21 protein-coding genes and 1 pseudogene are annotated in these 24,553 nt (G+C 72.7%); 15 read left to right on the plus strand and 7 right to left on the minus strand.

All coding sequences use genetic code 11. The features are described 5' to 3' along the window. Positions 1–194 precede the first annotated feature (194 nt). Entirely contained in the window at positions 195–983 is a 789-nt protein-coding gene (locus tag IF23_RS0106605; RefSeq protein ID WP_030280794.1) for a GNAT family N-acetyltransferase, read from the plus strand. Between the two features lie 34 nt (positions 984–1,017). Here IF23_RS0106605 and IF23_RS0106610 read toward each other — a convergent pair whose 3' ends face one another. Next, the gene (locus IF23_RS0106610; protein WP_211266124.1) at positions 1,018–1,833 is read right to left on the minus strand and encodes a rhomboid-like protein; all 816 of its coding nucleotides are present in this window, start codon (positions 1,831–1,833) and stop codon (positions 1,018–1,020) included. Between the two features lie 183 nt (positions 1,834–2,016). Here IF23_RS0106610 and IF23_RS0106615 point away from each other — a divergent pair, with 183 nt between their 5' ends. The 9 genes and pseudogenes from IF23_RS0106615 to IF23_RS0106655 all read left to right on the plus strand — a co-directional run bounded on the left by IF23_RS0106615 (position 2,017) and on the right by IF23_RS0106655 (position 14,328). Continuing rightward, on the plus strand, positions 2,017–2,763 hold the full coding sequence (locus IF23_RS0106615) for a spermidine synthase family protein (RefSeq protein WP_030280797.1): 747 nt from the start codon (positions 2,017–2,019) through the stop codon (positions 2,761–2,763). Between the two features lie 141 nt (positions 2,764–2,904). Beyond that, on the plus strand, positions 2,905–3,645 hold the full coding sequence (locus IF23_RS0106620) for a response regulator transcription factor (protein ID WP_030280798.1): 741 nt from the start codon (positions 2,905–2,907) through the stop codon (positions 3,643–3,645). Continuing rightward, on the plus strand, positions 3,642–4,766 hold the full coding sequence (locus IF23_RS0106625; protein ID WP_030280799.1) for a HAMP domain-containing sensor histidine kinase: 1,125 nt from the start codon (positions 3,642–3,644) through the stop codon (positions 4,764–4,766). The genes IF23_RS0106620 and IF23_RS0106625 overlap by 4 nt, the downstream gene beginning before the upstream one ends. Positions 4,767–5,025: 259 nt before the next feature. Continuing rightward, positions 5,026–8,790, plus strand: coding sequence for a multifunctional oxoglutarate decarboxylase/oxoglutarate dehydrogenase thiamine pyrophosphate-binding subunit/dihydrolipoyllysine-residue succinyltransferase subunit (locus tag IF23_RS0106630; RefSeq protein ID WP_030280800.1), 3,765 nt, complete (start codon positions 5,026–5,028; stop codon positions 8,788–8,790). 166 nt (positions 8,791–8,956) lie between these two features. Further along, positions 8,957–9,139, plus strand: a complete 183-nt coding sequence (locus IF23_RS0106635) for a DUF6104 family protein (protein WP_030280801.1) — start codon at positions 8,957–8,959, stop codon at positions 9,137–9,139. Positions 9,140–9,326: 187 nt separating this feature from the next. Beyond that, positions 9,327–10,307 (plus strand): DUF4097 family beta strand repeat-containing protein, encoded by a 981-nt coding sequence (locus IF23_RS0106640; RefSeq protein WP_078653827.1) that lies wholly within the window; start codon positions 9,327–9,329, stop codon positions 10,305–10,307. 2 nt (positions 10,308–10,309) lie between these two features. Then, the gene (locus IF23_RS0106645) at positions 10,310–11,527 is read left to right on the plus strand and encodes a PadR family transcriptional regulator (RefSeq protein WP_030280804.1); all 1,218 of its coding nucleotides are present in this window, start codon (positions 10,310–10,312) and stop codon (positions 11,525–11,527) included. Positions 11,528–12,059: 532 nt separating this feature from the next. After that, positions 12,060–12,932 (plus strand): annotated as a pseudogene (locus IF23_RS0106650) (SCO6745 family protein); the annotation flags it as partial. A gap of 697 nt (positions 12,933–13,629) precedes the next feature. Then, positions 13,630–14,328 (plus strand): antibiotic biosynthesis monooxygenase family protein, encoded by a 699-nt coding sequence (locus IF23_RS0106655; protein WP_030280808.1) that lies wholly within the window; start codon positions 13,630–13,632, stop codon positions 14,326–14,328. Between the two features lie 107 nt (positions 14,329–14,435). On the opposite strand, the gene IF23_RS0106660 is transcribed toward IF23_RS0106655, so the two are convergent. The 3 genes from IF23_RS0106660 to IF23_RS0106670 all read right to left on the minus strand — a co-directional run bounded on the left by IF23_RS0106660 (position 14,436) and on the right by IF23_RS0106670 (position 17,611). Continuing rightward, complete coding sequence (locus IF23_RS0106660; protein WP_245654911.1) at positions 14,436–15,113, minus strand: HutD/Ves family protein; 678 nt, start codon at positions 15,111–15,113, stop codon at positions 14,436–14,438. Positions 15,114–15,245: 132 nt separating this feature from the next. Next, positions 15,246–16,208, minus strand: a complete 963-nt coding sequence (locus tag IF23_RS0106665; RefSeq protein ID WP_030280812.1) for a zinc-binding dehydrogenase — start codon at positions 16,206–16,208, stop codon at positions 15,246–15,248. Positions 16,209–16,396: 188 nt separating this feature from the next. Continuing rightward, the gene (locus tag IF23_RS0106670; protein ID WP_030280814.1) at positions 16,397–17,611 is read right to left on the minus strand and encodes an NAD(P)-dependent malic enzyme; all 1,215 of its coding nucleotides are present in this window, start codon (positions 17,609–17,611) and stop codon (positions 16,397–16,399) included. A gap of 532 nt (positions 17,612–18,143) precedes the next feature. Here IF23_RS0106670 and IF23_RS0106675 point away from each other — a divergent pair. The 3 genes from IF23_RS0106675 to IF23_RS0106685 all read left to right on the plus strand — a co-directional run bounded on the left by IF23_RS0106675 (position 18,144) and on the right by IF23_RS0106685 (position 20,905). Further along, positions 18,144–19,115, plus strand: a complete 972-nt coding sequence (locus tag IF23_RS0106675; RefSeq protein ID WP_030280816.1) for an ABC transporter substrate-binding protein — start codon at positions 18,144–18,146, stop codon at positions 19,113–19,115. A gap of 63 nt (positions 19,116–19,178) precedes the next feature. After that, the gene (locus IF23_RS0106680; protein ID WP_030280817.1) at positions 19,179–20,114 is read left to right on the plus strand and encodes an amino acid ABC transporter permease; all 936 of its coding nucleotides are present in this window, start codon (positions 19,179–19,181) and stop codon (positions 20,112–20,114) included. A gap of 38 nt (positions 20,115–20,152) precedes the next feature. Next, on the plus strand, positions 20,153–20,905 hold the full coding sequence (locus tag IF23_RS0106685; RefSeq protein ID WP_030280819.1) for an amino acid ABC transporter ATP-binding protein: 753 nt from the start codon (positions 20,153–20,155) through the stop codon (positions 20,903–20,905). Positions 20,906–21,009: 104 nt separating this feature from the next. On the opposite strand, the gene IF23_RS0106690 is transcribed toward IF23_RS0106685, so the two are convergent. Together IF23_RS0106690 and IF23_RS0106695 are read right to left on the minus strand one after the other, a co-directional pair. Then, on the minus strand, positions 21,010–21,798 hold the full coding sequence (locus IF23_RS0106690) for an SDR family NAD(P)-dependent oxidoreductase (protein WP_030280821.1): 789 nt from the start codon (positions 21,796–21,798) through the stop codon (positions 21,010–21,012). Between the two features lie 120 nt (positions 21,799–21,918). Beyond that, on the minus strand, positions 21,919–22,680 hold the full coding sequence (locus tag IF23_RS0106695) for a class I SAM-dependent methyltransferase (RefSeq protein WP_030280823.1): 762 nt from the start codon (positions 22,678–22,680) through the stop codon (positions 21,919–21,921). A gap of 93 nt (positions 22,681–22,773) precedes the next feature. Between IF23_RS0106695 and IF23_RS0106700 the strand changes: the two genes are divergently transcribed. After that, on the plus strand, positions 22,774–23,403 hold the full coding sequence (locus IF23_RS0106700) for a CGNR zinc finger domain-containing protein (RefSeq protein ID WP_030280824.1): 630 nt from the start codon (positions 22,774–22,776) through the stop codon (positions 23,401–23,403). Here IF23_RS0106700 and sodX read toward each other — a convergent pair. After that, the gene (gene sodX / locus IF23_RS30970; RefSeq protein WP_037677540.1) at positions 23,307–23,780 is read right to left on the minus strand and encodes a nickel-type superoxide dismutase maturation protease; all 474 of its coding nucleotides are present in this window, start codon (positions 23,778–23,780) and stop codon (positions 23,307–23,309) included. The genes IF23_RS0106700 and sodX overlap by 97 nt on opposite strands. A 211-nt stretch (positions 23,781–23,991) precedes the next feature. Here sodX and sodN point away from each other — a divergent pair, with 211 nt between their 5' ends. Continuing rightward, positions 23,992–24,387 (plus strand): superoxide dismutase, Ni, encoded by a 396-nt coding sequence (gene sodN / locus IF23_RS0106710; protein WP_030280828.1) that lies wholly within the window; start codon positions 23,992–23,994, stop codon positions 24,385–24,387. The last annotated feature ends 166 nt before the right edge of the window (positions 24,388–24,553 follow it).

The raw sequence follows: 24,553 nt of genomic DNA on the forward strand, positions 1-24,553 counted from the left end.
CTTAGTCAGGCAAGTTGAGCTGTACCCACTCAATGCCCGGGGGCGGGAGATGTTCCCCGCTCCGTGTTCGCCGTGAGCGATCAGGGGATCGCGGTCCGGCACGGCGGACGGCGGCCCACCCGGCCCTCCGGTGCGCCACGCCCGCCCGCCGTCGCTGCCGAAAAACCGTTTGCCACCGCTCGTACCGTCGAACCGTGACGGACATCGACGGCTTGCTCGCGGCCTACGACGAGCGGATGCGGGGCGTCCCGGAGGACCTTCCCCCGGGCGTCACCCTGGAGCAGGACGGGCCGCTGACACGGCTGACCGGCCAGTTCCGCGGCTTCGTCAGCGGCCCGCCGGACCTGGGCCTGCACGGCGCCGAGCTGGACGCGCTGATCGCCCGGCAGCGCGCGGTGTTCGCCGCCCGGGGCGAGGCCGTGGAGTGGAAGACCCGCGGCCACGACCTCCCGGCGGACCTCCCCGAGCGGCTGCGGGCCGCCGGGTTCGTACCCGAGGAGCGGGAGACGGTACTCATCGGCCGCGCCCGGGAGCTGGCCGGGGACCCGGTGCTCCCCGAGGGCGTCACACTGCGCCAGGTCACCGACGACGCCGATCTGCGACGCATCGCGGCCATGGAGACGGCGGTGTGGGGCGACGACCACGACTGGCTGGCCGACGATCTGATCGCCCGGGTCGCCGCCGCCCCGGACGGCATCGCGGTGCTGGTCGCGGAGGCGGGCAACGAGGTGATCTCGGCGGGCTGGCTGGTGCTGCGGCCCGGCACCGGCTTCGCGAGCCTGTGGGGCGGCTCGACGCTGCCCGCCTGGCGTGGCCGCGGCGTCTACCGCGCCCTGGTCGCCGCCCGCGCCATGCTCGCGGTGGCCCACGGCGCGGACCTCCTCCAGGTCGACGCCTCCGACGCCAGCGCCCCGATCCTGCGCCGCCTCGGCTTCCACCCGGTGACCACGACCACCCCGTACGTCTGGACGCCCGGCGGCTGAGCGACCGCCGGGGCGGCGGGCGCCCGGCCCCCGCTCAGCGCCGCCGCACCCCGGCCACCGGCACCGGGCGCCCCGGCACCGGGCGCCCCGGCACCGGCACCGCACGCGCCACCACGGCGCGCCCGGCCGTCCGCCGCAGCGCCGGATGGCCCAGGTCGCCGTGGAGCCGGGCCGGGCGCGGGCCGGACCGCGCCCGGCGCAGCAGCGGCCAGGCGGCGACGCCGAGGGCGAGGGAGAGCAGATGGCCGCCGGAGCTGAGCGGGTCGGTGAAGCTCAGCAGATCGGCCGTGGCGTAACAGGCGGCGCCGCCGAGCAGCGGCCACCGCAGCCGCCCCGCCACCACTCCGGCCAGCGCCCCGGCGCAGGTCATCACGCCGTAGCTGATGCCGTAGTCGAGGCGGTGCGCCGCACCGGGCGGCAGCGCCCCGGTGGCGACGGCGGCGCCCACCGGCAGCTCCGTGGCGAGGGTGGCCAGCACATGGCCGCCGAGGAAGACCGCGAGGGTGCGCGCCGCGCCGACCCGCCGCTCCAGCGCCGCCAGGACGACGACGAAGGCGAGCGCGAAACCGGAGAGCACCCCGCCGTCGATCCACAGCGCGCTCGCCACCAGCACCCGCACCGGCGTCGCCGCCAGATGCGCCGCGTCCGTGCTGGAGCCCCGCAGCAGCTCCGCCACCCGCGCCGGGTCCGCGTACGCCGCGAAGAGCGAGGTCGCCACCAGCAGCAGCGCGTACCAGAAGGTGAACGGCGTCGCCCGGGGCCCGGGCAGCGCCCGCCCCGCCCACCGGCGCCACCACGCCGCACCCCCGCGCGGGGGCAGCCCGGCCCGTATCTCCGTCACACCGCTCACCGCACCCCTCCCGTCCCTGTCGGTCCGTCCGCCGTACTCAACGTGCGGCGGCGCCCGCCCGTTCACCGCACGCCGCCCCGCGGCGCGTGAGCTACGTCACGGCACACAACCCCGGACGGGCCCACGGCGTTGTCCGCGCAATCGGTTGGACCCGCGCCCGCGCGGTTGGCCAGGATGACCCGCATGACTCCCGTTCCCCCCGACCCGACCTTCCCCACCCCGGCCGGCCCCGTGGACGGCCCGGTCACACTGGACCGCCGCGACGGCCCGTACGGCGAGGTGGCGCTGCGCCGCCGCGGCGGCGCGGACGGCTCCGGCGGCGCGCCGGTCTTCGAGATCATCGCCAACGGCTGCTTCCTGATGGACACCTCCGACGGCCGCTCCGAACGGCTGCTGATCGATGCGGCACTGGCCGGTCTACCGCCGGAGCGGATCCGTCCAGCGGTGCTCATCGGCGGCCTCGGCGTGGGGTTTTCGCTGGTCAGAGCGGTGGAGCAGGAGCGTTGGGGGCGGATCGCGGTGGTCGAGCGGGAGGCCGCGGTGATCGACTGGCACCGCACCGGCCCGCTCTCCGCCCTGACCGGCCGGGCGCTCGCCGACCCGCGCACCGCGATCGTGCACACCGATCTGGTGGCCCATCTGCGCGACGGGGCGGCCCCCGGCTCGTACGACGCGCTCTGCCTGGACATCGACAACGGACCGGACTGGACGGTCACCGACGGCAACGACGGGCTCTACTCCCCCGCCGGGCTCGCGGCCTGCCGGGCGGCGCTGACGGAAGGCGGGGTGCTGGCCGTCTGGTCGGCCCAGCCGTCGCCCGCCTTCGACCAGGCCCTCCGGAATGCCGGTTTCCGGCACGTTCGCACGGAAGAGGTGCCTGTCACCCGAGGTGTCCCCGATGTTGTTCACCTCGCGCACAAGGGCGCGTAGCCGACAGTCACACCGTGCGCTTACGCTGCTCCCCTGGATGTGACGCGGCGCGGCGATCCGCGCCCTGCGCCGGACCGCCGCGCGCTGCCGCACGTCCACTCACTACGCGACCAGGCACACGGGGACATGCAGGGGCGGGCGATGGACCAGACGCAAACCAGCCAGGGCGGTACCGCCGCGGCCACGCCGGGCGCCCAGCGCCGGGTACTGGTCGTCGAGGACGACCCGACGATCGTGGACGCCATCGCGACCCGGCTCCGCGCCGAGGGCTTCCAGGTGCAGACGGCGACGGACGGCCCGGCGGCCGTCGACACCGCCGAGGCGTGGCAGCCCGATCTGCTGGTCCTCGACGTGATGCTGCCGGGCTTCGACGGTCTGGAGGTCTGCCGCCGGGTGCAGGCGCAGCGCCCGGTGCCGGTGATGATGCTCACCGCCCGCGACGACGAGACCGACATGCTGGTCGGTCTGGGCGTCGGCGCGGACGACTACATGACCAAGCCGTTCTCCATGCGGGAGCTGGCCGCGCGGGTGCACGTCCTGCTGCGCCGGGTGGAGCGGGCGGCGCTCGCCGCGCACACCCCGCGCAGCGGCATCCTGCGCCTGGGCGAGCTGGAGATCGACCACGCCCAGCGCCGGGTGCGGGTGCGCGGCGCCGACGTCCATCTGACGCCGACCGAGTTCGACCTGCTGGTCTGTCTGGCCAACACGCCGCGCGCGGTGCTCTCCCGTGAGCAGCTGCTGGCCGAGGTGTGGGACTGGGCCGACGCGTCCGGGACGCGCACGGTCGACAGCCACATCAAGGCGCTCCGCCGCAAGATCGGCGCCGAGCGCATCCGTACGGTCCACGGCGTCGGCTACGCCCTGGAGACCCCGCCCGCATGACGCCCGGATGGCGGGCGCGCGGCCGTGCCCTGGCCGGGCGCCTGTGGGAGGGGCTGCGGCCGCTCGACCCGTACCGCTCGGTGAAGGCGGCGCTCGGCGCGCTGGTCGTCGTCTCGGTGATCATCACCACCCTGCTGGTCTTCGTCGCCATCCACTCGGCGACCGAGCTACGGGTGATCACGGTCTTCTCGATCATCGCGTCGCTGCTGGTCACCCAGTTCGTGGCGAACAATCTGACCGCGCCGCTGGACGAGATGACGGACGTGACGCGGTCCATGGCGCAGGGCGACTACACCCGCCGGGTGCGCGCCGAGCGGCGGGACGAGTTCGGCGACCTGGCCAGCGCCTTCAACCGCATGGCGGCCGACCTGGAGGCGGTGGACACCCACCGCAAGGAGCTGGTGGCCAACGTCTCGCACGAGCTGCGTACGCCCATCGCGGCGCTGCGCGCGGTGCTGGAGAACGTCGTCGACGGTGTCTCCGAGCCCGATCCGGAGACGATGCGGACGGCGCTGAAGCAGACCGAGCGGCTGGGCCGCCTCGTCGAGCACCTGTTGGACCTCTCCCGCCTGGACAACGGCGTCGTGCCGCTGCACTCGCGCCGCTTCGAGGTGTGGCCGTACCTGTCCGGGGTGCTGAAGGAGGCCAACATGAGCCGCGGCGCCTCCACCCTCGCCGGAACGGCCGGGTCCGGCACCCACACCCGTACGGACGTCCATCTCCACCTGGACGTCTCACCGCCGGAGCTGACCGCGTACGCGGACGCCGAGCGGCTGCACCAGGTCGTCGCCAACCTCATCGACAACGCGATCAAGCACAGCCCGCGCCACGGCCGGGTCACCGTGCACGCCCGGCGGGGCGAGGGTCCGCAGAGCCTGGAGCTGGACGTGCAGGACGAGGGCCCGGGCATCCCGGAGGCGGAGCGCTACCGCGTCTTCGAACGCTTCAACCGCGGCGGACCCGCGCCCTCCGGCCCGGGGAGCGACGGCGGTACGGGGCTGGGCCTGGCCATCGCGCGCTGGGCGGTGGATCTGCACGGCGGGCGCATCGGCGTGGCCGAATCCGATCGCGGCTGCCGGATCCGGGTCACTCTTCCGGGGACGGAGTCCGGCCGGAGCTGACGACCCGTGGCGTAGGGTCGACGCCGGAAGCACACGAACGGCGGTGCACCGCCCTGATCAGGGGGGTGCACCCGGGGCGAGTCGTACCCGCGAGCGGGCAAACCCCGAGTGTTTCCCGCCAAGTCATGCCGCGAAACCCGTCGGCGAATGTGACGTGCGCTACCTGTACCCCTCCCGGACTGCACCAAAGGTCACAAGAGGCGTAGCCTTTATTTCCGCTGTCCACCACCTTAGGAAGCGGAAGAGGGCGGTTGCCGCCGTGTCGCCACAGTCCCCCAACAGCTCGAACATCTCGACCGACCAGGACGGGCAGGGCAAGTCCCCTGCTGCCGCGTTCGGTGCGAATGAGTGGCTCGTTGACGAGATCTACCAGCAGTACCTCCAGGACCCGAACTCGGTAGACCGGGCCTGGTGGGACTTCTTCGCCGACTACAAGCCCGGCGCCACCGCCGCACCGGGCCAGCCGGCCGAGGGCCCCGCCCCCGTACCGCCCACCCAGGAGAAGCCCGTGGCCACCCCGGCGCCCGCCCAGCCCGCCGCTCCGGCCGCACCGGCACAGCCCGCCGCGTCCGCCCCGGCCCCCGCCAAGGCGGCCCCGGCGCCCGCGAAGGCCGCGCCCGCGAAGCCCGCCGCCGCCAAGGACGGCGCGGCTCCGGCCGGTCCCGAGCTGGTGACGCTGCGCGGCCCGTCGGCCGCCGTCGCGAAGAACATGAACGCCTCGCTGGAGCTGCCGACGGCCACGTCCGTCCGCGCGGTCCCGGTGAAGCTGCTGTTCGACAACCGCATCGTCATCAACAACCACCTCAAGCGCGCCCGTGGCGGGAAGGTCTCCTTCACCCACCTCATCGGGTACGCGATGGTGCAGGCCCTCAAGGCCATGCCGTCGATGAACTACTCCTTCCAGGAGAAGGACGGCAAGCCGACGCTGGTCAAGCCCGAGCACGTCAACCTCGGCCTCGCCATCGACCTGGTGAAGCCGAACGGTGACCGTCAGCTCGTCGTCGCCGCCATCAAGAAGGCCGAGACCCTCACCTTCTTCGAGTTCTGGCAGGCGTACGAGGACATCGTCCGCCGTGCCCGCAACAACAAGCTGACGATGGACGACTTCACCGGAGTCACCGCGTCGCTGACGAACCCGGGCGGCATCGGCACCGTCCACTCCGTGCCGCGTCTGATGCCCGGCCAGGGCCTGATCATCGGCGTCGGCGCGATGGACTACCCGGCGGAGTTCCAGGGCACCTCGCAGGACGCCCTGAACAAGCTCGGCGTCTCCAAGGTCATGACGCTGACCAGCACGTACGACCACCGCGTGATCCAGGGCGCCGCCTCCGGCGAGTTCCTGCGGATCATGAGCCAGCTGCTGCTCGGCGAGAACGACTTCTTCGACGACATCTTCAAGTCGCTGCGGATCCCCTACGAGCCGGTCCGCTGGCTGCGCGACATCGACGTCTCCCACGACGACGACGTCACCAAGGCCGCCCGGGTCTTCGACCTGATCCACTCCTACCGGGTCCGCGGCCACGTCATGGCCGACACCGACCCGCTCGAGTACCACCAGCGCAAGCACCCCGACCTCGACATCATCGAGCACGGCCTCACCCTGTGGGACCTGGAGCGCGAGTTCGCGGTCGGCGGCTTCTCCGGCAAGTCGATGATGAAGCTCCGCGACATCCTCGGCGTGCTCCGCGACTCGTACTGCCGCACCACCGGCATCGAGTACATGCACATCCAGGACCCCAAGCAGCGCAAGTGGATCCAGGACCGTGTGGAGCGGCCGCACAACTCGCCCGAGCGCGAGGAGCAGCTGCGGATCCTGCGCCGTCTGAACTCCGCCGAGGCGTTCGAGACGTTCCTGCAGACCAAGTACGTCGGCCAGAAGCGCTTCTCGCTGGAGGGCGGCGAGTCCGTCATCCCGCTGCTGGACGCGGTCATCGACTCGGCCGCCGAGTCGCGGCTGGACGAGGTCGTCATCGGTATGGCCCACCGCGGCCGGCTGAACGTCCTCGCCAACATCGTCGGCAAGTCCTACGCGCAGCTCTTCCGGGAGTTCGAGGGCAACCTCGACCCGAAGTCGATGCACGGCTCCGGCGACGTCAAGTACCACCTGGGCCAGGAAGGCACCTTCACCGGCCTGGACGGCGAGCAGATCAAGGTCACCCTCGCGGCGAACCCGTCCCACCTGGAGACGGTCGACCCGGTCATCGAGGGCATCTCCCGCGCCAAGCAGGACATCATCAACAAGGGCGGCACGGACTTCACGGTCCTGCCGGTCACCCTCCACGGTGACGCCGCCTTCGCCGGTCAGGGCGTGGTCGCCGAGACGCTCAACATGTCGCAGCTGCGCGGCTACCGCACGGGCGGCACGGTCCACATCGTCATCAACAACCAGGTCGGCTTCACCGCCGCCCCGGAGTCGTCGCGTTCGTCGATGTACGCGACCGATGTGGCCCGCATGATCGAGGCGCCGATCTTCCACGTGAACGGCGACGACCCCGAGGCCGTCGTCCGCGCGGGCCGACTGGCCTTCGAGTTCCGGCAGGCGTTCAACAAGGACGTCGTCATCGACCTCATCTGCTACCGCCGCCGCGGTCACAACGAGACCGACAACCCGGCGTTCACGCAGCCGCTGATGTACGACCTGATCGACAAGAAGCGTTCGGTGCGCAAGCTGTACACCGAGTCGCTGATCGGCCGGGGCGACATCACTCTGGAGGAGGCGGAGCAGGCGCTCCAGGACTTCCAGGGCCAGCTGGAGAAGGTCTTCGCCGAGGTCCGCGAGGCCGTCGCGGCCCCGGGTGCGGCCGAGGTGCCGGACCCGCAGGCGGAGTTCCCGGTGGCGGTGAAGACCGCGATCTCCCAGGAGGTCGTCAAGCGCATCGCCGAGTCGCAGGTCAACATCCCCGACCGGGTCACCGTCCACCCGCGTCTGCTGCCGCAGCTGCAGCGCCGGGCGTCGATGATCGAGGACGGCACGATCGACTGGGGCATGGGCGAGACCCTCGCCATCGGCTCCCTGCTGCTGGAGGGCACCCCGGTCCGTCTGTCGGGTCAGGACAGCCGCCGCGGCACCTTCGGTCAGCGCCACGCGGTGCTGATCGACCGGGAGACCGGCGAGGACTACACCCCGCTGCTCTACCTCTCGGACGACCAGGCGCGTTACAACGTCTACGACTCGCTGCTCTCGGAGTACGCGGTCATGGGCTTCGAGTACGGCTACTCCCTGGCCCGCCCCGAGGCGCTGGTCATGTGGGAGGCGCAGTTCGGTGACTTCGTCAACGGCGCGCAGACCGTCGTCGACGAGTACATCACCGCCGCCGAGCAGAAGTGGGGCCAGACCTCCGGCGTCACGCTGCTGCTGCCGCACGGCTACGAGGGCCAGGGCCCGGACCACTCCTCGGCCCGGATCGAGCGCTTCCTCCAGCTGTGCGCGCAGAACAACATGACGGTCGCCATGCCGACGCTGCCGTCGAACTACTTCCACCTGCTGCGCTGGCAGGTCCACAACCCGCACCACAAGCCGCTGGTCGTCTTCACCCCGAAGTCGATGCTGCGTCTGAAGGCCGCGGCGTCGAAGGCGGAGGAGTTCACCACCGGCGGTTTCCGTCCGGTGATCGGCGACGAGAAGGCCGACCCGCAGAAGGTCAGCAAGGTGCTGCTCTGCTCCGGCAAGGTCTACTACGACCTGGCCGCCGAGCGGGACAAGCGCGGTGCCGACGATGTCGCGATCATCCGGCTGGAGCGGCTGTACCCGCTGCCCGGCAAGGAGATCCAGGACGAGATCGCCAAGTACCCGAACGCCGGTAAGTACCTGTGGGTGCAGGAGGAGCCGGCCAACCAGGGTGCGTGGCCGTTCATCGCGCTCAACCTCATCGACCACCTGGACCTGGCGGTCGGTGCCGACATCCCGCACGGTGAGCGTCTGCGCCGCATCTCGCGGCCGCACTCCTCGTCGCCCGCGGTCGGTTCCGCCAAGCGTCACCAGGCGGAGCAGGCCCAGCTGATCGCCGAGGCGTTCGACGCGTGAGTCGTCCGCCCCGGTGACCCGGGACTCCGGAGGGCCCGTCCCCGTGTGGGGGCGGGCCCTCCGCCGTTGTGCGGCCGCGTCCACCGGGGCGGGCGGCCGCACGGCCCCCTGTCCGGCCTGCCTATCCTGGCCGGGAACGTCCTACTGACCCCTTGGTGGAGAGCCCGTGTATTTCACTGACCGCGGCATCGAAGAGCTGGAGAGCCGACGCGGCGAGGAGGAGGTCACCCTCGGCTGGGTGGCCGATCAGCTGCGTACGTTCGTCGATCTGAACCCGGACTTCGAGGTGCCGGTGGAGCGGCTGGCGACCTGGCTGGCGCGGCTGGACGACGAGGACGACGACGAGTAGTCGCAGCTGACGCGCGCCCGGCGGGGCGGCGGAACCGGGGCCGGTGGCCGGGGGACTTCCCCTGGCCACCGGCCCCGTCGCGTAGGCGTTCGACTTCTCCCTTGACTTCGCCGGAGCGCGATATATCGTGTGTAGCGAAGACGCGATATGTTGCGTTGCGTTTCCGTCAGCCAACCGGGGGGTCGGCATGTCCCACAGCGAGTCGAGTTTCGGTACGTCGAGTTCTTCCGCATCCGGGTCCGGTACGCCGGGGCCCGACGACGGAGCACACCCGCGCTTCCCGCTCCGCGTGGACGGGCCGCGCACCCTGGAGATCGACGAGCCCGTCGAGGCACTGGAGATCCGGGTCTGCGGCGGCGCGGTCAATGTGGTGGGGTCGGCCGAGGAGGGCCCGGCCCGGGTGGAGATCGGTGAGGTCAGGGGCCATCCGCTGACCGTCTCCCACGAGGACGGCACCCTCTGCGTCGGCTACGACAGCCCGCCGTGGAAGGGCCCCTGGAAGAGCCTGTTCACCTTCCTCCGGGGCAGGGGGTGGCGCGACCACCGCGCGGAGGTGTCGGTGACCGTCCCGGCCGCCACCCGCGTCGACGTCGCCTCGGTCGGCTCCTCGGTGGTCGTGACGGGCGTCGCGGGCCCCACCCGGGTCCAGACCGTCTCGGGCGACAGCACACTCGTCGGGCTGACCGGCGAGGTGCGCACGGACACCGTCTCGGGCCGGGTCGAGGCGCAGGGCGTCACCGGTGGTCTGCGGTTCCACTCCGTCTCGGGCGATCTGACGGTCCTGGACGGCGGCGCGGCCACGGTGCAGGCGGACTCCGTCAGCGGTGACATGGTCCTCGACCTCGATCCATCGGACCGCGGTGCGGACATCCAGCTGACCAGCGTCTCCGGCGAGGTGGCGATCCGGCTGCCGGAGCCGGGCGACACCCGGGTGGAGGCGGGCACCACCAGCGGCACCCTCTCCAACGCCTTCGACACCCTGCGGGTCGGCGGCGGTTGGGGCGCCAAGCACCTCAGCGGCACGCTCGGCTCGGGTTCGGGCCGTCTGAAGGTCACCACCGTCTCCGGTGGTCTCGCGCTGCTGCGCCGCCCGGTCTTCGAGACCGCGGACGGCGGCCACCCGGGCGACGGCCCGGCCACCCCGTCCCTTGAGAAGAAGGTGCTCTGACCATGCCTCCCGTCTTCGCCCACGGCCGTCTGCGCCTCTATCTCCTCAAGCTCCTCGACGAGCACCCGCGCCACGGCTACGAGGTCATCCGTCTGCTGGAGGAGCGCTTCCAGGGGCTGTACGCACCGTCGGCCGGCACGGTCTATCCGCGGCTGGCGAAGCTGGAGGCCGAGGGCCTGGTCACACACGCCACCGAGGGCGGTCGCAAGGTCTACTCCCTCACCGACGCGGGCCGCGCCGAGCTGGCCGGACGCGGCGGCGAACTGGCCGAGCTGGAGCTGGAGATACGTGACTCGGTGGCCGCGCTGGCCTCCGACATCCGGGCGGATGTGAGCGGTTCGGCCAGCGATCTGCGGCGCGAGATACGCGAGGCCGCCCAGCAGGCGCGGGCGCAGGGCCGCCGCCCGGACGCCGCCGCCGGAGGTCCGGAGCCGTCCGCCGAGGGCGCGTTCGGGGACAACGAGGGGTGGCGGCAGGCGAAGGAGGAGTTCCGCCGGGCCAAGGAGGAGTGGAAGGAGCAGGCGCGCCGGGCGAAGGACGAGCGCCGCCGCGCCGAGCAGGAGGCCCGCCGCGCCCGCGAACAGGCGCGGGCGGCCCAGGCGTTCGCCCGCGAGGAGGTGCAGCAGGCGCTGCGGCGGGTTCAGGAGCAGGCGCAGGAGCGGGTCCGGTCCGGCGACTGGGCGGGCGCGGTCCGTGAGGCGCTCTCCGAGGTCTCCCGCGAGGTCGGCCGCTTCACGGGCGCCCCGCAGACCGACGACCACACGGGGCGGGAGGGCGCCTCGCGCCCGTCGGAGGACGGCGCCCGCCCGCGCGGGGAGCGCCCGCACGGGGAGCACGCGTCCGGTGCCGGTGCGCCCGATGCCCGTATATCCGACGGGCAGGGGCACGACGGTCCCGCGGCGGGGTCCGGGCCGGGTGGCGCGGGGGCCGACAGGGACGTCGGCGACCGGTCGGGGCCAGGTGCGGGCCGTGCGGCGGCCGGGCGGGCTCCGGTCGGGGAACGGCCGCTGCCGGAGTGGGCGGAGGAGCCGCCGGGTCCCGATCCGGCCCGCGACTTCGACCGCCTGCTGGACCGCTTCCGCGACGACCTCCGGGACGCCGCCCGCGATCACGGCATCACCCCCGAGCAGGTACGCCGGGCCCGGTACCGCCTCGCGGAGACCTCCAGCGAAATCGGCGGCCTGCTGCGGGAGTCGGCGGAGCGGGGACCGGAGAAGTAGCGCGGAGGGCACGGGGGCGAGGACGTGGCAGCGGGCAGGAGCACGGCAGGACGCAGGGACCCCGAGTCGGGACTCGGGGTAACGGGCGTCAGGACAGCGGGAGTTCGGTGCTGGGGGAAGAGTCCCGTCCCTCCCCCGTCGCCGTGTCCCCTTCCGGTGCTTCGTGGTCCGCTCCGCCCCTCGTTTCCCCTCCACCCCCCTCGTCACGGAGAGTTAGTCATCGCGGCCAGGATTTACGGCACGTAATCGGGGAACGTCATCTGTCGCACGGTTTTTCGTCCGGTGCCGGTGTGGGTTCCCGGATCGGCGTCCGGGCGGCGACCGTGTGCGGAGCGGGGCGCACCGTGCGGCCCGCCGTCCGTGCGGGGCGCGAGTTCCGTACGGCATCCGCCGCCCCGTACCGGCACCACACGGTCCGCGGACGCGCCCGAGGCGTGGACCCCTGGCTCTCGCGGCGCGCGCCAACGGCCCCAACCGCTCTGTACGCACGCATCTCCGCACCCACGCATCGTGAAGGCCATGAGGTACAGCGATGTCGGACTACCTTTCGGTCGCCCGCCGAATGTGGCAGCAGCTCGAACCGCTGCACGCCACCGCCTACTCCACCCCCGAGGCCCAGCGGGTCGCGGCGGGGCTCGGTTACGACACCACGTCGTGGCGTCCCGGCTACTTCGCCTGGCGCACGGCTCCGTTGGGGGCCGTGGGTCCGGAGCTGGTGACGGCGACGTACTACACCTTCGCGCCGCGGCTGGTCGCCCAGTCCGTCCCGCGGGTCTGGGCGGTGGCCCGGCCGGGCGCGGTGCTGGACGCACGGCTGCGGTCCGTCGACCGTGCGCTGCGCCGGTTGCTGGGCGACCGGTTGGCCGGGCCGGAGGTCGCGGAGGCCGCCCGGCTGGCGCGCCGCGCCGCGGAGAACGCCCAGGCCGTGGCGCGTCCGCTCGCCGCCGCCAACCGTGATCTGCCGTGGCCCGGGCCGCCGCATCTGGTGCTGTGGCAGGCCGCGGCGGTGCTCCGGGAGCACCGTGGTGACGGCCATCTCGCGACCCTGCTGACCTGGGGGTTGGACCCGTGTGAGGCGTTGGTGTCCCATGCCGCGGCGGGTGGCGGGCCGGGGCGTCACGGCTGGGCCGCCCCGGCGTCCGCCGCGGCCCGTGGGTGGAGCGCCCAGGAGTGGAGCGACGCCCACGACCGGTTGGCGGCGCGCGGTTGGCTCGCGCCGGACGGCAGCGCCACCGCGGCGGGGCTCCGGGAGCGGGAGGCGATCGAGCGGATGACGGACCAGTTGGCGGCCGGTCCCTGGCGGGCGCTGGGCCGGACGGGCGCCGAACGCCTCCATCTGCTGCTGCGCCCGCTCAACCACGCCCTGCGCTCCGCGGGCCTCCGGCCGCCGGAGGCGGGCACGGGGTCCGCGCCGCCGGTACCGCCGGGCTCCCGGCGGGAGGTGACGCCGGGTCGGGGCGCCGTGGGGGCTCTGGGCGGCGCGGATCCCGTGCAGGTCGCGATGGCGGCGCCGCGCGCGGCCGCGCCGCGGTTCTCCGGGTTGCCGCCGTCGCCTTCGTCGCCGCTGCCCCCGCCATCCTCGGGGTCCTCGGCGTCCTCGGCACCGCCTCCGCCGGAGCGGTCGGCCGACGCGTCCGCGCCGGTGGTGGCGGCGCTGGCGGCGCCTGGGCGCATGCCGTAGGCCGGGGCCTGGGCCTGGGCCTGTGGTTCGGCCCTGTGCCCGGGCGCGAGCCTGCGCCCCGGGGCCCCGGCAGCGGCGCGGAGCCGGGCCCCGGAGCTGGCCCCGACCCCGGCGCGGAGCCCGACCCCGGCGCGGAACCTGGCCCCGCACCCGAGGCCCGACCCCGGCGCGTACGCCCAAGCCGTGCGCCCGGCCCGACGCCTCAGCCGCGCCGGACCCCGTACCCGTACGCCCTACGGAGGGGCACGACGGAGGGGCGCAACGGAAGAGCCGCTCCACGCCACGCCCGCCCCCCCCCTTGACCTCAAGTGCGCCTGAGGAAGCAGACTCCGGGCGAGACGGCCAGACGGCGAGACGGCGGGGCGCGGTCCCTGCGACCGGTCCGGCCGTCGTACGGATGCCAGGACGAACGGAGTATGCGATGACCAGGACTTCCGTCTTTCCCGAGGTGCGGCGGGCCGATGCGGGGACGGTGTTGATCAGCCGGTGGATCGTGCCGGATCCGGCGGTTCAGGTCGCGGTGGCCGATGCCGTGCTCGACGTATGGGAGGCGCAGGAGCGGCCCGCCGCGATGCTGTCGCTCTCGGTGTTCCGCAGCCTGGACGGTACGGAGGTGCTGCACCATGCGCAGTGGACGGGCGACGAGGCGCACCGGGAGTGGGCGCGGGCGCACCGGTCCGCCGCGCTCGCGCCCGTGGACGCGGCGCTTCCCGGTATCCGGCGGCCCGGGCTGGTGCGTTACCGGCTCGACCGCAGCCATGTGCCGGACCGGGCGGCGGGCCGTCCGCCGGGGCTGCTGGTCACGCCGGTCTTCAGGACGTCGGGTCCGGCGGCCCAGCGGGCGCTGACCGACACCGTGCTCGACGCGCTGGACGCGGCGCGGGTGCCGGGGTTGATCGGTGCACATCTGCACCGGAGCCTGGACGGTTCCTCGGTGCGCAACCACGCGGAGTGGGCGGATCTCGCGGCGTGGCAGGCGTTCGCCGACGGGCCGGTGCCGAGGCGGATCGCGGCGCGGATCGGGGCGCTGGACGGCGTCACCCCGGAATCCGGCGGTCCGGACGGCGTCCACCGCTACCGTCTGCACGGCAGCCTGGTCAACGTGGCACCGCCGACCTGACCGCAGTGGCCCACGCAGCACCGCCAACCTGACTCCCGTGCCGGGAGGCGCCGCCCGGAGGGGCGCCACGTCGCAGCCCGCCCCGTCGCGGTCCGCTCCGCGCCCCGTCAGCGCTCCGGTTCCCCCAGCCCCTCCCCCACCAGCGTGATCACCGCGGCGACCCCGTCCGTACGGAGCCGTGCGGTCACCCCGCCGGGCAGCAGCACCGCGTCGTAGCAACCGAGTTCGGCGGTCGCACCGTCCGCGGTGACGACCGCGCCGCCCGAGGTGACGACCGCCCCGCCCGGAAGCGCCTCCGTACCGCCCGGCCCGTCCCCCGTACCGTCCGGCAGGGCGACCACCATCGTGCGGCCGGGGGTGGCCGCCAGGTCGCAGGTGCCCCGGACGATCCTGACGTCGGCGCCCGCCCGGCCCTCCCGGGTCATGACGTTGAGGTTGACGACCGGTCCGGCCACCAGACGGGAGTCGGTGGCGGCGGCGCCGGGGAAGGCGAAGGGGGTGTGGCGGGGCAGCGGCGGGTGGGCGGTGCCGTCGACGGTCAGCCGGAGTCCGGCGCCGTCGGCGACGGTGAGGATGCGGCGGATGCCGGGCAGCGGGGAGTACGAGCCGTCGCGGGTGACGTCGGCGAGGCTGATCCGCCAGTCGAAGGTGTCCCAGCCCGCGCCGTCGGGGTGGGCGGCGATCTCGCGCGTCACCCCGCCGCCGTTGCTCCACGGCGCGGCGGTCCGCTCCGCCGCCCGCAACACCCGCACTCCCTCACCCATCTGCTCCCTCGTCTCCCTCATCCCCCGCCGAACTCCGGACCGGCCACCCGCCGGAAGGCCGGACCGCCAGGCCACCGGACCGCCAACCGTCAGACGGCCGAAGCCTCAAACCGTCAGCCCCTCAGACCGTTAACCCCTCAACCCCTCAAACCCTCAAACCGTCAGGACGATCTTGCCGAACAGGTCGCCCTTCGCCATCTTCGCGAAGCCCTCGTACGCCCGGTCCAGCGGGAGGGTGGAGTCGATGACGGGGCGTACGCCCTTGGCGGCGCAGAAGCTGAGCAGCGACGTCAGCTCCTCCTTGCTGCCCATCGTCGAGCCGACGATCTTCAGCTCCAGGAAGAAGATCCGGTTGAGCGCGGTGCGTTCGGGGTGGAAACCGCTGGTGGCGCCCGAGATGACGAGGGTGCCGCCGGGGCGCAGCGAGGCGACCGAGTGGGACCAGGTGGCGGCGCCGACCGTCTCGATGACCGCGTCCACCCGGTGCGGCAGCCGCTCCCCGCTGCCGAACGCCGCCTCCGCGCCCAGTTCCACGGCGCGGCGCCGCTTGCCCTCGTCCCGGCTGGTGGCGAAGACCCGCAGCCCGGCGGCGGCGCCCAGCACGATCGCGGCGGTCGCCACGCCGCCGCCCGCACCCTGGACGAGCACACTGTCGCCGGGCCGCACCCCGGCGTTGGTGAAGAGCATCCGGTACGCGGTGAGCCAGGCGGTGGGCAGACAGGCGGCCTCCGCCCAGCTCAGCTCCGGCGGCTTGGGCAGGACGTTCCAGCGGGGGACGGTGACCTGCTCGGCGAAGGTGCCCTGGTAGCGCTCGGTGAGGAGGGAGCGGGGCTCGCCGGGGCCGACGCCGTGGCCGGTCTGGCCGATGACGGAGTGCAGGACGACGTCGTTGCCGTCGGCGTCCGTCCCGGCGGCGTCGCAGCCGAGGATCATCGGCAGCGCGTCCTCGGTGATGCCGACCCCGCGCAGCGTCCACAGGTCGTGGTGGTTGAGGGAGGCGGCCTTGACGTTCACGGTGGTCCAGCCGGGGCGGCTCTTTGGAGCGGGGCGTTCGCCCAGTTCGAGGCCGTTGAGCGGCTGGTCGCGGTCGATGCGCGCGGCATAGGCAGCAAACATGAGGCCAACCTAGGGCGCGGACGGCCGTCACGGTACGGGGCAAAGCTGTGACGCGCGCCGCGTGGGCGGCCGGGCGGACGGCGGCGGGACGCCCGGGACGGGGCGCCGGGGACCGCCGCTCCCGCACGCACGACGGGCCGGGCCCGCACCCCCGTGAGGAGGCGCGGGCCCGGCCCGTCGGTGTGGCGTCAGGCGCGTGCCACGCCCTCGGCGCGCGCGGCGGCGGCGACCGCGGCGGTGACCGCCGGGGCGACGCGCTCGTCGAACGGCGAGGGGATCACGCACTCGGCGCTCAGCTCGTCGGCGACGACGGAGGCGAGCGCCTCGGCGGCGGCGAGCTTCATGCCCTCGGTGATGCGCGAGGCCCGCACCTGCATCGCACCGGCGAAGATGCCCGGGAAGGCGAGCACGTTGTTGATCTGGTTCGGGTAGTCGCTGCGACCGGTGGCGACGACCGCCGCGTACTTGTGGGCGACGTCCGGGTGGATCTCCGGGTTCGGGTTGGCCATCGCGAAGACCAGGGAGTTCTTCGCCATGGTGGCCACCGCGGACTCGGGGACCGTACCGCCGGAGACACCGATGAAGACGTCCGCGCCGTCGAGGGCGTCCTCCAGCGAGCCGGTCAGCCCGCCCTTGTTGGTGAAACCGGCCAGCTCGCGCTTGACCTCGGTGAGGTCGCCGCGGTCGGCGGAGACGATGCCCTTGCGGTCGCAGACCGCGACGTCGCCGATGCCCGCCTCGATGAGGATCTTGGCGATGGCCACACCGGCGGCGCCCGCACCCGAGATGACGGCGCGCAGCTGGCCCAGCGTCCGGTCGGTCAGCTTGGCGGCGTTGCGCAGCGCCGCGAGCGTGACGACGGCGGTGCCGTGCTGGTCGTCGTGGAAGACCGGGATGTCCAGCCGCTCCTGGAGCTTGCGCTCGATCTCGAAGCACCGGGGCGCGGAGATGTCCTCCAGGTTGACGCCGCCGAAGGAGGGCGCCAGCCGGACGACGGTCTCGACGATCTCGTCGGCGTCGGTGGTCGCCAGCGCGAGCGGCACCGCGTCCACGCCGCCGAACTGCTTGAAGAGGATGGCCTTGCCCTCCATCACCGGGAGGGACGCCTCCGGGCCGATGTCGCCCAGGCCCAGCACCGCGGTGCCGTCCGTGACGACCGCGACGACCTGGGACTTCCAGGTGTAGTCGTGCACCAGCTCGGGCTGCTCGGCGATGGCGCTGCAGACCTTGGCGACGCCCGGCGTGTACGCGAGGGACAGGTCGTCCCGGTCGCGGACGGGGACGGTCGCCTGGATGGCCATCTTGCCGCCACGGTGCAGCGCGAAGGCCGGGTCGAAGGAGGCGCCGACGCCGTCGGCCCCCTCGGTGCTGTCGCTGCGAGGATTGACGATCTCCGCTGCCACTTTGTTGAACCCCTTTGTTCGTAAAATGTTGAGGGTGGCCACCCCTGGTTGGGAGGTGGGCGGGCACCGCGTCCGTGCCCTGCGCGCCGGATGCCCGGTGCGCGGGGGGAGGTACGGACGCCGGGCGCGCCGCACACGCGCCCTGAGCCCCGGATGAGGGGTGTAACGCCCCTTTCTACCGGACGGGCGTGGCGAGCGACGAGCCAGATCCGTCACCCCGGCCCCGACAGATCCGGCAATCAAGACCAACAGGACGAATCCCCGGAAGGGTTAGGGGTCTTCGTCCACATGCCGAGACGTCCGTCCGGGGTGGCCCGGAGCGAGCCGGAGCCACCGGCCCCGGTCCCTGCCGGGCAGTGGAGCAGACCGAGCTGAACACCCCTCGTCCGTTATCCGATTTTGACCTGAACGGCAGTCCGATTACCGGATCGCTGATGGCAGGATTCCGTCCATCGATCGAGGTCGGGGGAGCTCAGCGTCCCCCTGCCCGGCCGTGGCCCGCCGGCTTTTCCCCACCCGCAGGAGGATCAGCATGACCGCACGTCCCACCCGTCGCACGGCCTCCGGCAGGTCTCGGACAGCCGTTGCCGGGGCGACCGCGGTAGCTGCCGCGCTGCTGCTGACGTCCTGCGGGGACCAGACCGACGCCGCCGTCGCCCGCCGTGAGGCGGCGAAGAATCGTGACACCAGCGCCCCGCTCTTCAAGCTGCTCCCCAAGGACATCCAGGAGAAGGCGCTCATCCAGGTCGGCTCGGACATCACCTACAAGCCGGTGGAGTTCCGCAGCGACGGCGCGATCGAGGGCATCGACCCCGATCTGGCGGCCGTGCTCGGCAAGGAGTTGGGCGTCAAGCTGAACTTCAACAACGCCACCTTCGACACGCTCATGGGCGGCATGAAGTCCAAGCGGTACGACATCGCGATGTCCGCGATGACGGACACCAGGGAGCGCCAGCAGGGCATCGACTCCGGCACCGGCAAGAAGATCGGTGAGGGCGTCGACTTCATCGACTACCTCAACGTCGGCGTCTCGATCTACACCCAGAAGGGCAAGACGAAGGGCATCGACAGCTGGGACGCCCTCTGCGGCAAGAAGATCGCGGTGCAGCGCGGCACCGTCTCGCACGACCTGGCCAAGACCCAGTCGAAGAAGTGCGAGAAGAACGGCGCGCAGCCGATCGCCATGGAGGCGTTCGACAACGACTCCGAGGCCCAGACCCGGCTGCGCACCGGCGGCGTGGACGCGGTCTCCAGCGACTATCCGGTCGCCGCGTACGCCGTGAAGGTCTCCGGCCACGGCAATGACTTCCAGATGGTCGGCGGCGCGCCCGTGAAGGCCGCGCCGTACGGCATCGCCGTACCCAAGGGCAGCGAGAAGCTGCGCGACGCGCTCAAGGCGGCGCTGGAGCGCGCCATCGGGTCCGGCGCCTACGCCAAGGTCCTCGACAAGTGGGACGTCAAGGAAGCGGCGGTCGAGGAGGCGAAGCTCAACGGCGGTTCCTGACCGCCGCGACGCCCTCCTCCGCGCCCTCCCGCCGATCCGCTGAACCTCCGAAAGGCAGCATCCGTGTCAGTCGACGTCGAGAAGTCGGACCGGTCCCCGGCCGGCACCCCGTCCCCGCCCGAGCCCATCAAGGCCATCCCCGTCCGCCACTACGGCCGCTGGGTGGCGGCGCTGGTCGTCCTCGGAGTGATCGCGGCGCTCGTACGGGCCTTCGCCTCCGGGAACGTCAACTGGGGCGCCATCCCCGAATACCTCTTCAACGCGGACATCCTCAAGGGTCTGCGCAACACCCTGCTGATCACCGTGTTGTCGATGGTCATCGGCGTCGTGCTCGGTGTGATCCTCGCGGTGATGCGCCAGTCGAAGAACTGGGTGACCTCGTCCGTCTCGTGGTTCTACATCTGGTTCTTCCGCGGCACGCCGGTCTACGTCCAGCTCTTCCTCTGGTTCAACCTCGGCCTCGTCTTCCAGTACATCGACATCATGCCGATCTACAAGGACGAGTGGTCGGACTTCATGACGCCGTTCCTGTGCGCGCTGCTGGGCCTCGGGCTCAACGAGGCGGCGTACATGGCGGAGATCTGCCGGGCGGGCCTCAACGCCGTCGACGAGGGCCAGACCGAGGCGGCGCACGCGCTCGGCATGAGCCACGCCAAGACGCTGCGCCGGATCGTCGTACCGCAGGCGATGCGGGTGATCGTCCCGCCGACCGGCAACGAGGTCATCAACATGCTGAAGACCTCCTCGCTGGTCATCGCCGTCCAGTACTACGACCTGTTGCAGGCCGCGCAGAACGTCGGCCGGGACTCCGGTGTGGTGGTGGAGATGCTGATCCTCGCCGCCGCCTGGTACCTGATCGCCACGACGGTGCTCAGCATCGGCCAGTACTACCTGGAGCGGTACTACGCCCGCGGCGCCAGCCGCCAGCTGCCGCCCACCCCGCTCCAGCGCGCCAAGGCGAAGCTGGCGGGCCTCAACCGCGCCGGAGGTACCGCATGACCAGCAAGTCCGCCCCCGCCAAGGGCTCCGGCGTCCCCATGGTGAAGGCCGAGGGCGTCCACAAGTCCTTCGGCGCGGCCCACATCCTCAAGGGCATCGACCTGGAGGTGGCGCCCCAGGAGGTCTTCTGCCTGATCGGCCCGTCCGGCTCCGGCAAGTCGACGTTCCTGCGCTGTATCAACCACCTGGAGAAGATCAACGCCGGTCGGCTCTCGGTCGACGGGGAACTCGTCGGCTACCGCGAGCAGAACGGCAAGCTCTACGAGCTGCGCGACCGCGAGGTGGCCGCCCGCCGCCGCGACATCGGCATGGTCTTCCAGCGCTTCAACCTCTTCCCGCACATGACCGCGGTGGAGAACATCATGGAGGCGCCGGTCCAGGTCAAGGGCGAGTCGAAGGCGTCCGCCCGGGAGCGCGCCGGCAAGCTGCTGGACCGCGTCGGTCTCAAGGACAAGGCCGGGAACTACCCCTCGCAGCTCTCCGGCGGCCAGCAGCAGCGCGTCGCCATCGCCCGCGCCCTGGCGATGGAACCGAAGCTGATGCTCTTCGACGAGCCGACCTCGGCGCTCGACCCGGAGCTGGTCGGCGACGTCCTCGACGTGATGAAGGACCTGGCCGCGGACGGTATGACGATGGTCGTGGTCACCCACGAGATGGGCTTCGCCCGCGAGGTCGGCGACTCGCTGGTCTTCATGGACGACGGCGTGGTCGTCGAATCCGGCCACCCGCGCGACGTCCTCGGCAACCCGCAGCACGACCGCACCAAGTCGTTCCTGTCCAAGGTGTTGTGAGGCCGGACCGGCCGGACCGGCGGAGGCGGTACGGGCCCTTGGGGCGCGTACCGCCTCCGGCGCGTCGGGACGGGGCGGCGGCCGGGCGTCGGGCGCGGCCGTCCTCAGTGCACCGAGAAGCCGCCGTCGACGCAGACGGACTGCCCGGTGACATAGCCCGAGGCCCGGCTCGCCAGGAACACGGCGGCGCCCGCGAAGTCCTCGGCGACGCCGTTGCGGCCGGTCAGGGTGCGGGCGGCCAGCGCCGCCACCCGCTCCGGGTCGGACGAGAGCCGCGCGTTGAGCGGCGTCATCACGAAGCCCGGCACCAGCGTGTTGCAGGTGACGCCGTGCGGCGACCACGCCTCCGCCTGCGAGCGGGCCAGCGACTCCAGCGCCCCCTTGGAGACCCCGTAGACGCCGCTCCGGACGAACGCCCGGTGCGCCTGCTGCGAGCTGACGTGGATGATCCGGCCGAAGCCCCGCTCGGCCATCCCGGGGCCGAACCGCCGCCCGAGCAGATGGGGCGCCTCCAGGTTGACCGCCATCGTGGCGTCCCAGACCTCGTCGGTCGTCTCCCCCATGGGCGGCCGCAGGTTGATCCCGGCGCTGTTGACCAGGATGTCGGGCTCGCCGAAGACCGCGGCCGCCTCCTCCGCCCCGGCGCGCACCCCCTCCCGGCTGCCCAGATCGCAGCGGACCGCGGCGACCCGGCAGCCGTCGGCGGTCAGTTCGGCAACGGTGTCGGCCAGCTCCGCCTCCCGGCGCGCGACGACCACCACGCGCGCCCCGGCCCGCGCGAGCGCCCCCGCGATCGCCCGCCCGATACCGGAACTGCCGCCGGTCACCACGGCGTTCAGCCCCTCCAGCGAGAAGAGTCCGGCGAGATAGCTCTGCGGCGTCTGCGATGTCATGCCCGCACCATAGGCGGCGCCCGGTGCGCGGCGGCGGGGCGTCCCGGCCCGCGGACACCGGGGCGCCCCCCACGACGGCGGGGCGGGCCCGCCGGGCCCGCCCCGTGCCTCACCCCCGGCTCACTTCAGCCCGAGCACCAGCGCATCGCTCGGCGACCGCCACACCGTCCGCGCCTCGGCGAACCCGGAGTCCCGCAGGACCTGGGCGTGCCACCGGTCGGAGGGGGTGTCGCCGTCGGCGTGCTCCCCGTAGATCTCGAACCGTTCGGCGGTCGGCCCGGCCAGCAGCGGGTCGGCGGCGGCCAGCTTCCACCAGTCGGCCCAGTCGACCGCGCCCGCGGCCTTGGCCCGGTCCATCCGGGCATGGCGCTGCGCGCGGTCGGCGGCGTCGATCCGCGGGGTGGACTCCTCCGGCATGTGGTCGGCGTTCATGAAGACGCCGCCGTCGCGCACCACGGTGCCGAGCTGCCCGTAGAGCCCGCGCAGGTCCTCGGTGTGCAGCCAGTGCAGCGCGGTGGCGGTGAGCACCGCGTCGTACGAGGTGTGCGGCAACTGCGCGGTCCAGGACGGGTCCTTGAGATCGGCGCGAACGAACCGCACCCGCGCGTCCCCGGCGAAGTACCCTTCGGCGATGGCCAGCAGCGCGGGATCCAGATCGACGCCGACGCTCTCGGCCTCCGGGAAGCGCTTGAGCAGCCGGTCGGAGATCGAGCCGGTGCCGCATGCCAGGTCGAGCACCCGGGGCGCGGTGCCCACCAGCGCCTCGACCATGTCGAGCATCACCCGGAACCGCTCCTCGCGGTCCGGCATGTACCACTCCTGCTGCCGGTCCCAACTGTCCTGCCACGCCTGCCAGTCGGCCCCGGCCACGGTCTCCGTCATCACGAACCCCTTCCGCGTGTAATACCCTCGTAGCCACAACACCCATTACGGCTACCTGCCCGGAACGATAGCCCGCCCCCGTAAGGACTACAAGTGGAACTGGCCTATTACTCGGACTATGCCGTGCGGCTCGTCAACACCGAGGAGCCCGAGCGCGGCGGCGACAGCCTGACCTCCGTCGAAGCGGTCCGGGCGCTCTTCGGACCGGCGCAGCAGATCGCCCGGCGCGCCACCGAGAGCGATGTGACCCGGCTGCGCGCGGTCCGCGGACGGCTGCGGACGGTCTTCGAGGCGGCGGCCGACGGGGACGAGGTCCGCGCCGTCGACCTGCTCAACGCGCTGATGATGGAGTTCCCGGTCAGCCCGCAGATCTCCGGGCACGAGTACCGGGATGCGGACGGGCGCCCCGACTGGCACATGCACATCGCCGACCACGCCGCCAACGCCACCGCCGGTTACACCGCCACCGCCTGTATGGGCCTCGCCTTCCACCTCACCGAACTGGGCGTGGACCGGTTGGGTGTCTGCGAGGCCCGTCCGTGCCGGAACGTCTACCTCGACACCTCCACCAACCGCTCGCGGCGCTACTGCTCCGACCGCTGCGCGACCCGCGCCAACGTCGCCGCCTACCGCGCCCGCAAGAGGCTGGAGAGCGAGCGCGCCGCCCGCAGCGGACGCACCGCCGACAGCACCCAGGACGCCACCGCCAGCGGCGAGCGCTGAGCCCCCAGCGGCCGCAGCCGCACCCGGGCCCGCGCCACCACCAGTTCGTCCGGCACCGCCCCGAACTCCCGGCTGTCGTTGACCACCCGCGGGTTGTCGCCCCGCACCCACCAGCCGCCGCCCTGCCGCTCCACGGCCCGTTTGACGATCAGCAGGTCCTGCCGGAACGGGTGCCGGACCACCACCACGTCACCCGGCCGGACGGTCGCGCCGTAGTGGAGCAGCAGCCGGTCGCCGGGCCGGAGCGTCGGCAGCATCGACGGGTTGTACACCTCGGCCAGCCCGAACACCGGCCCCGCACGCCGCGCCCCGCCCTCGGGTCCGCCGCTCTCGGGTCCGCCGCCCTCCGGCCCGCGCCCGTCCACCCGCTCGGGCATCCAGCCCACCTCCCGGTCCGGTCCGGCCCGGCATCCACCGGACCATTCCTCCAGCTCACCGGTCCATCCTCCATCAGTCCCGGCCGTGGGCCCGTCTCCGGTCCCGCGGGGTGCCGGACTTTTGCCCTAAGACCCACGGGCCGCCCGAGAAAAGGGTTCCGGCACCGAGTAATCTCGCCCGTGAGAAGACGATCACGAGGAAGGACTGAACATGCTCTCGCGCCTGTTCGCCCCCAAGGTGAAGGTCAGCGCCCACTGCGACCTGCCCTGCGGTGTGTACGACCCGGCCCAGGCCCGCATCGAGGCCGAGTCGGTCAAGGCCGTCCAGGAGAAGTACCAGGCCAACGAGGACGCGGACTTCCGCACCCGCGCCGTTCTGATCAAGGAGCAGCGCGCCGAGCTGGCCAAGCACCACATCTCGGTGCTGTGGAGCGACTACTTCAAGCCCCCGCACTTCGAGAAGTACCCGGAGCTGCACCAGCTGGTCAACGACACCCTCAAGGCCCTCTCGGCCGCCAAGGGCTCGAACGACCCGGCCACCGGCCAGAAGGCCCTCGACCTGATCGCCCAGGTCGACAAGATCTTCTGGGAGACCAAGAAGGCCTGATCCCCGGATCGGCCCACGACGCCCTGCGGGTGGTGCACCTCCGCAGACCGGTGTCGCCCTGAAGGGGCCCGGCGGAAATATCCGCCGGGCCCCTTCGGTGTGTATGGGGGCCGCGCCGGGGCGCAGGGCGCCGCAGGGGTCGGGGTGACGCCCCGGAGGTTCCGGA

The organism is Streptomyces catenulae (assembly GCF_000718015.1).
Taxonomy (GTDB): Bacteria; Actinomycetota; Actinomycetes; order Streptomycetales; family Streptomycetaceae; genus Streptomyces; species Streptomyces catenulae.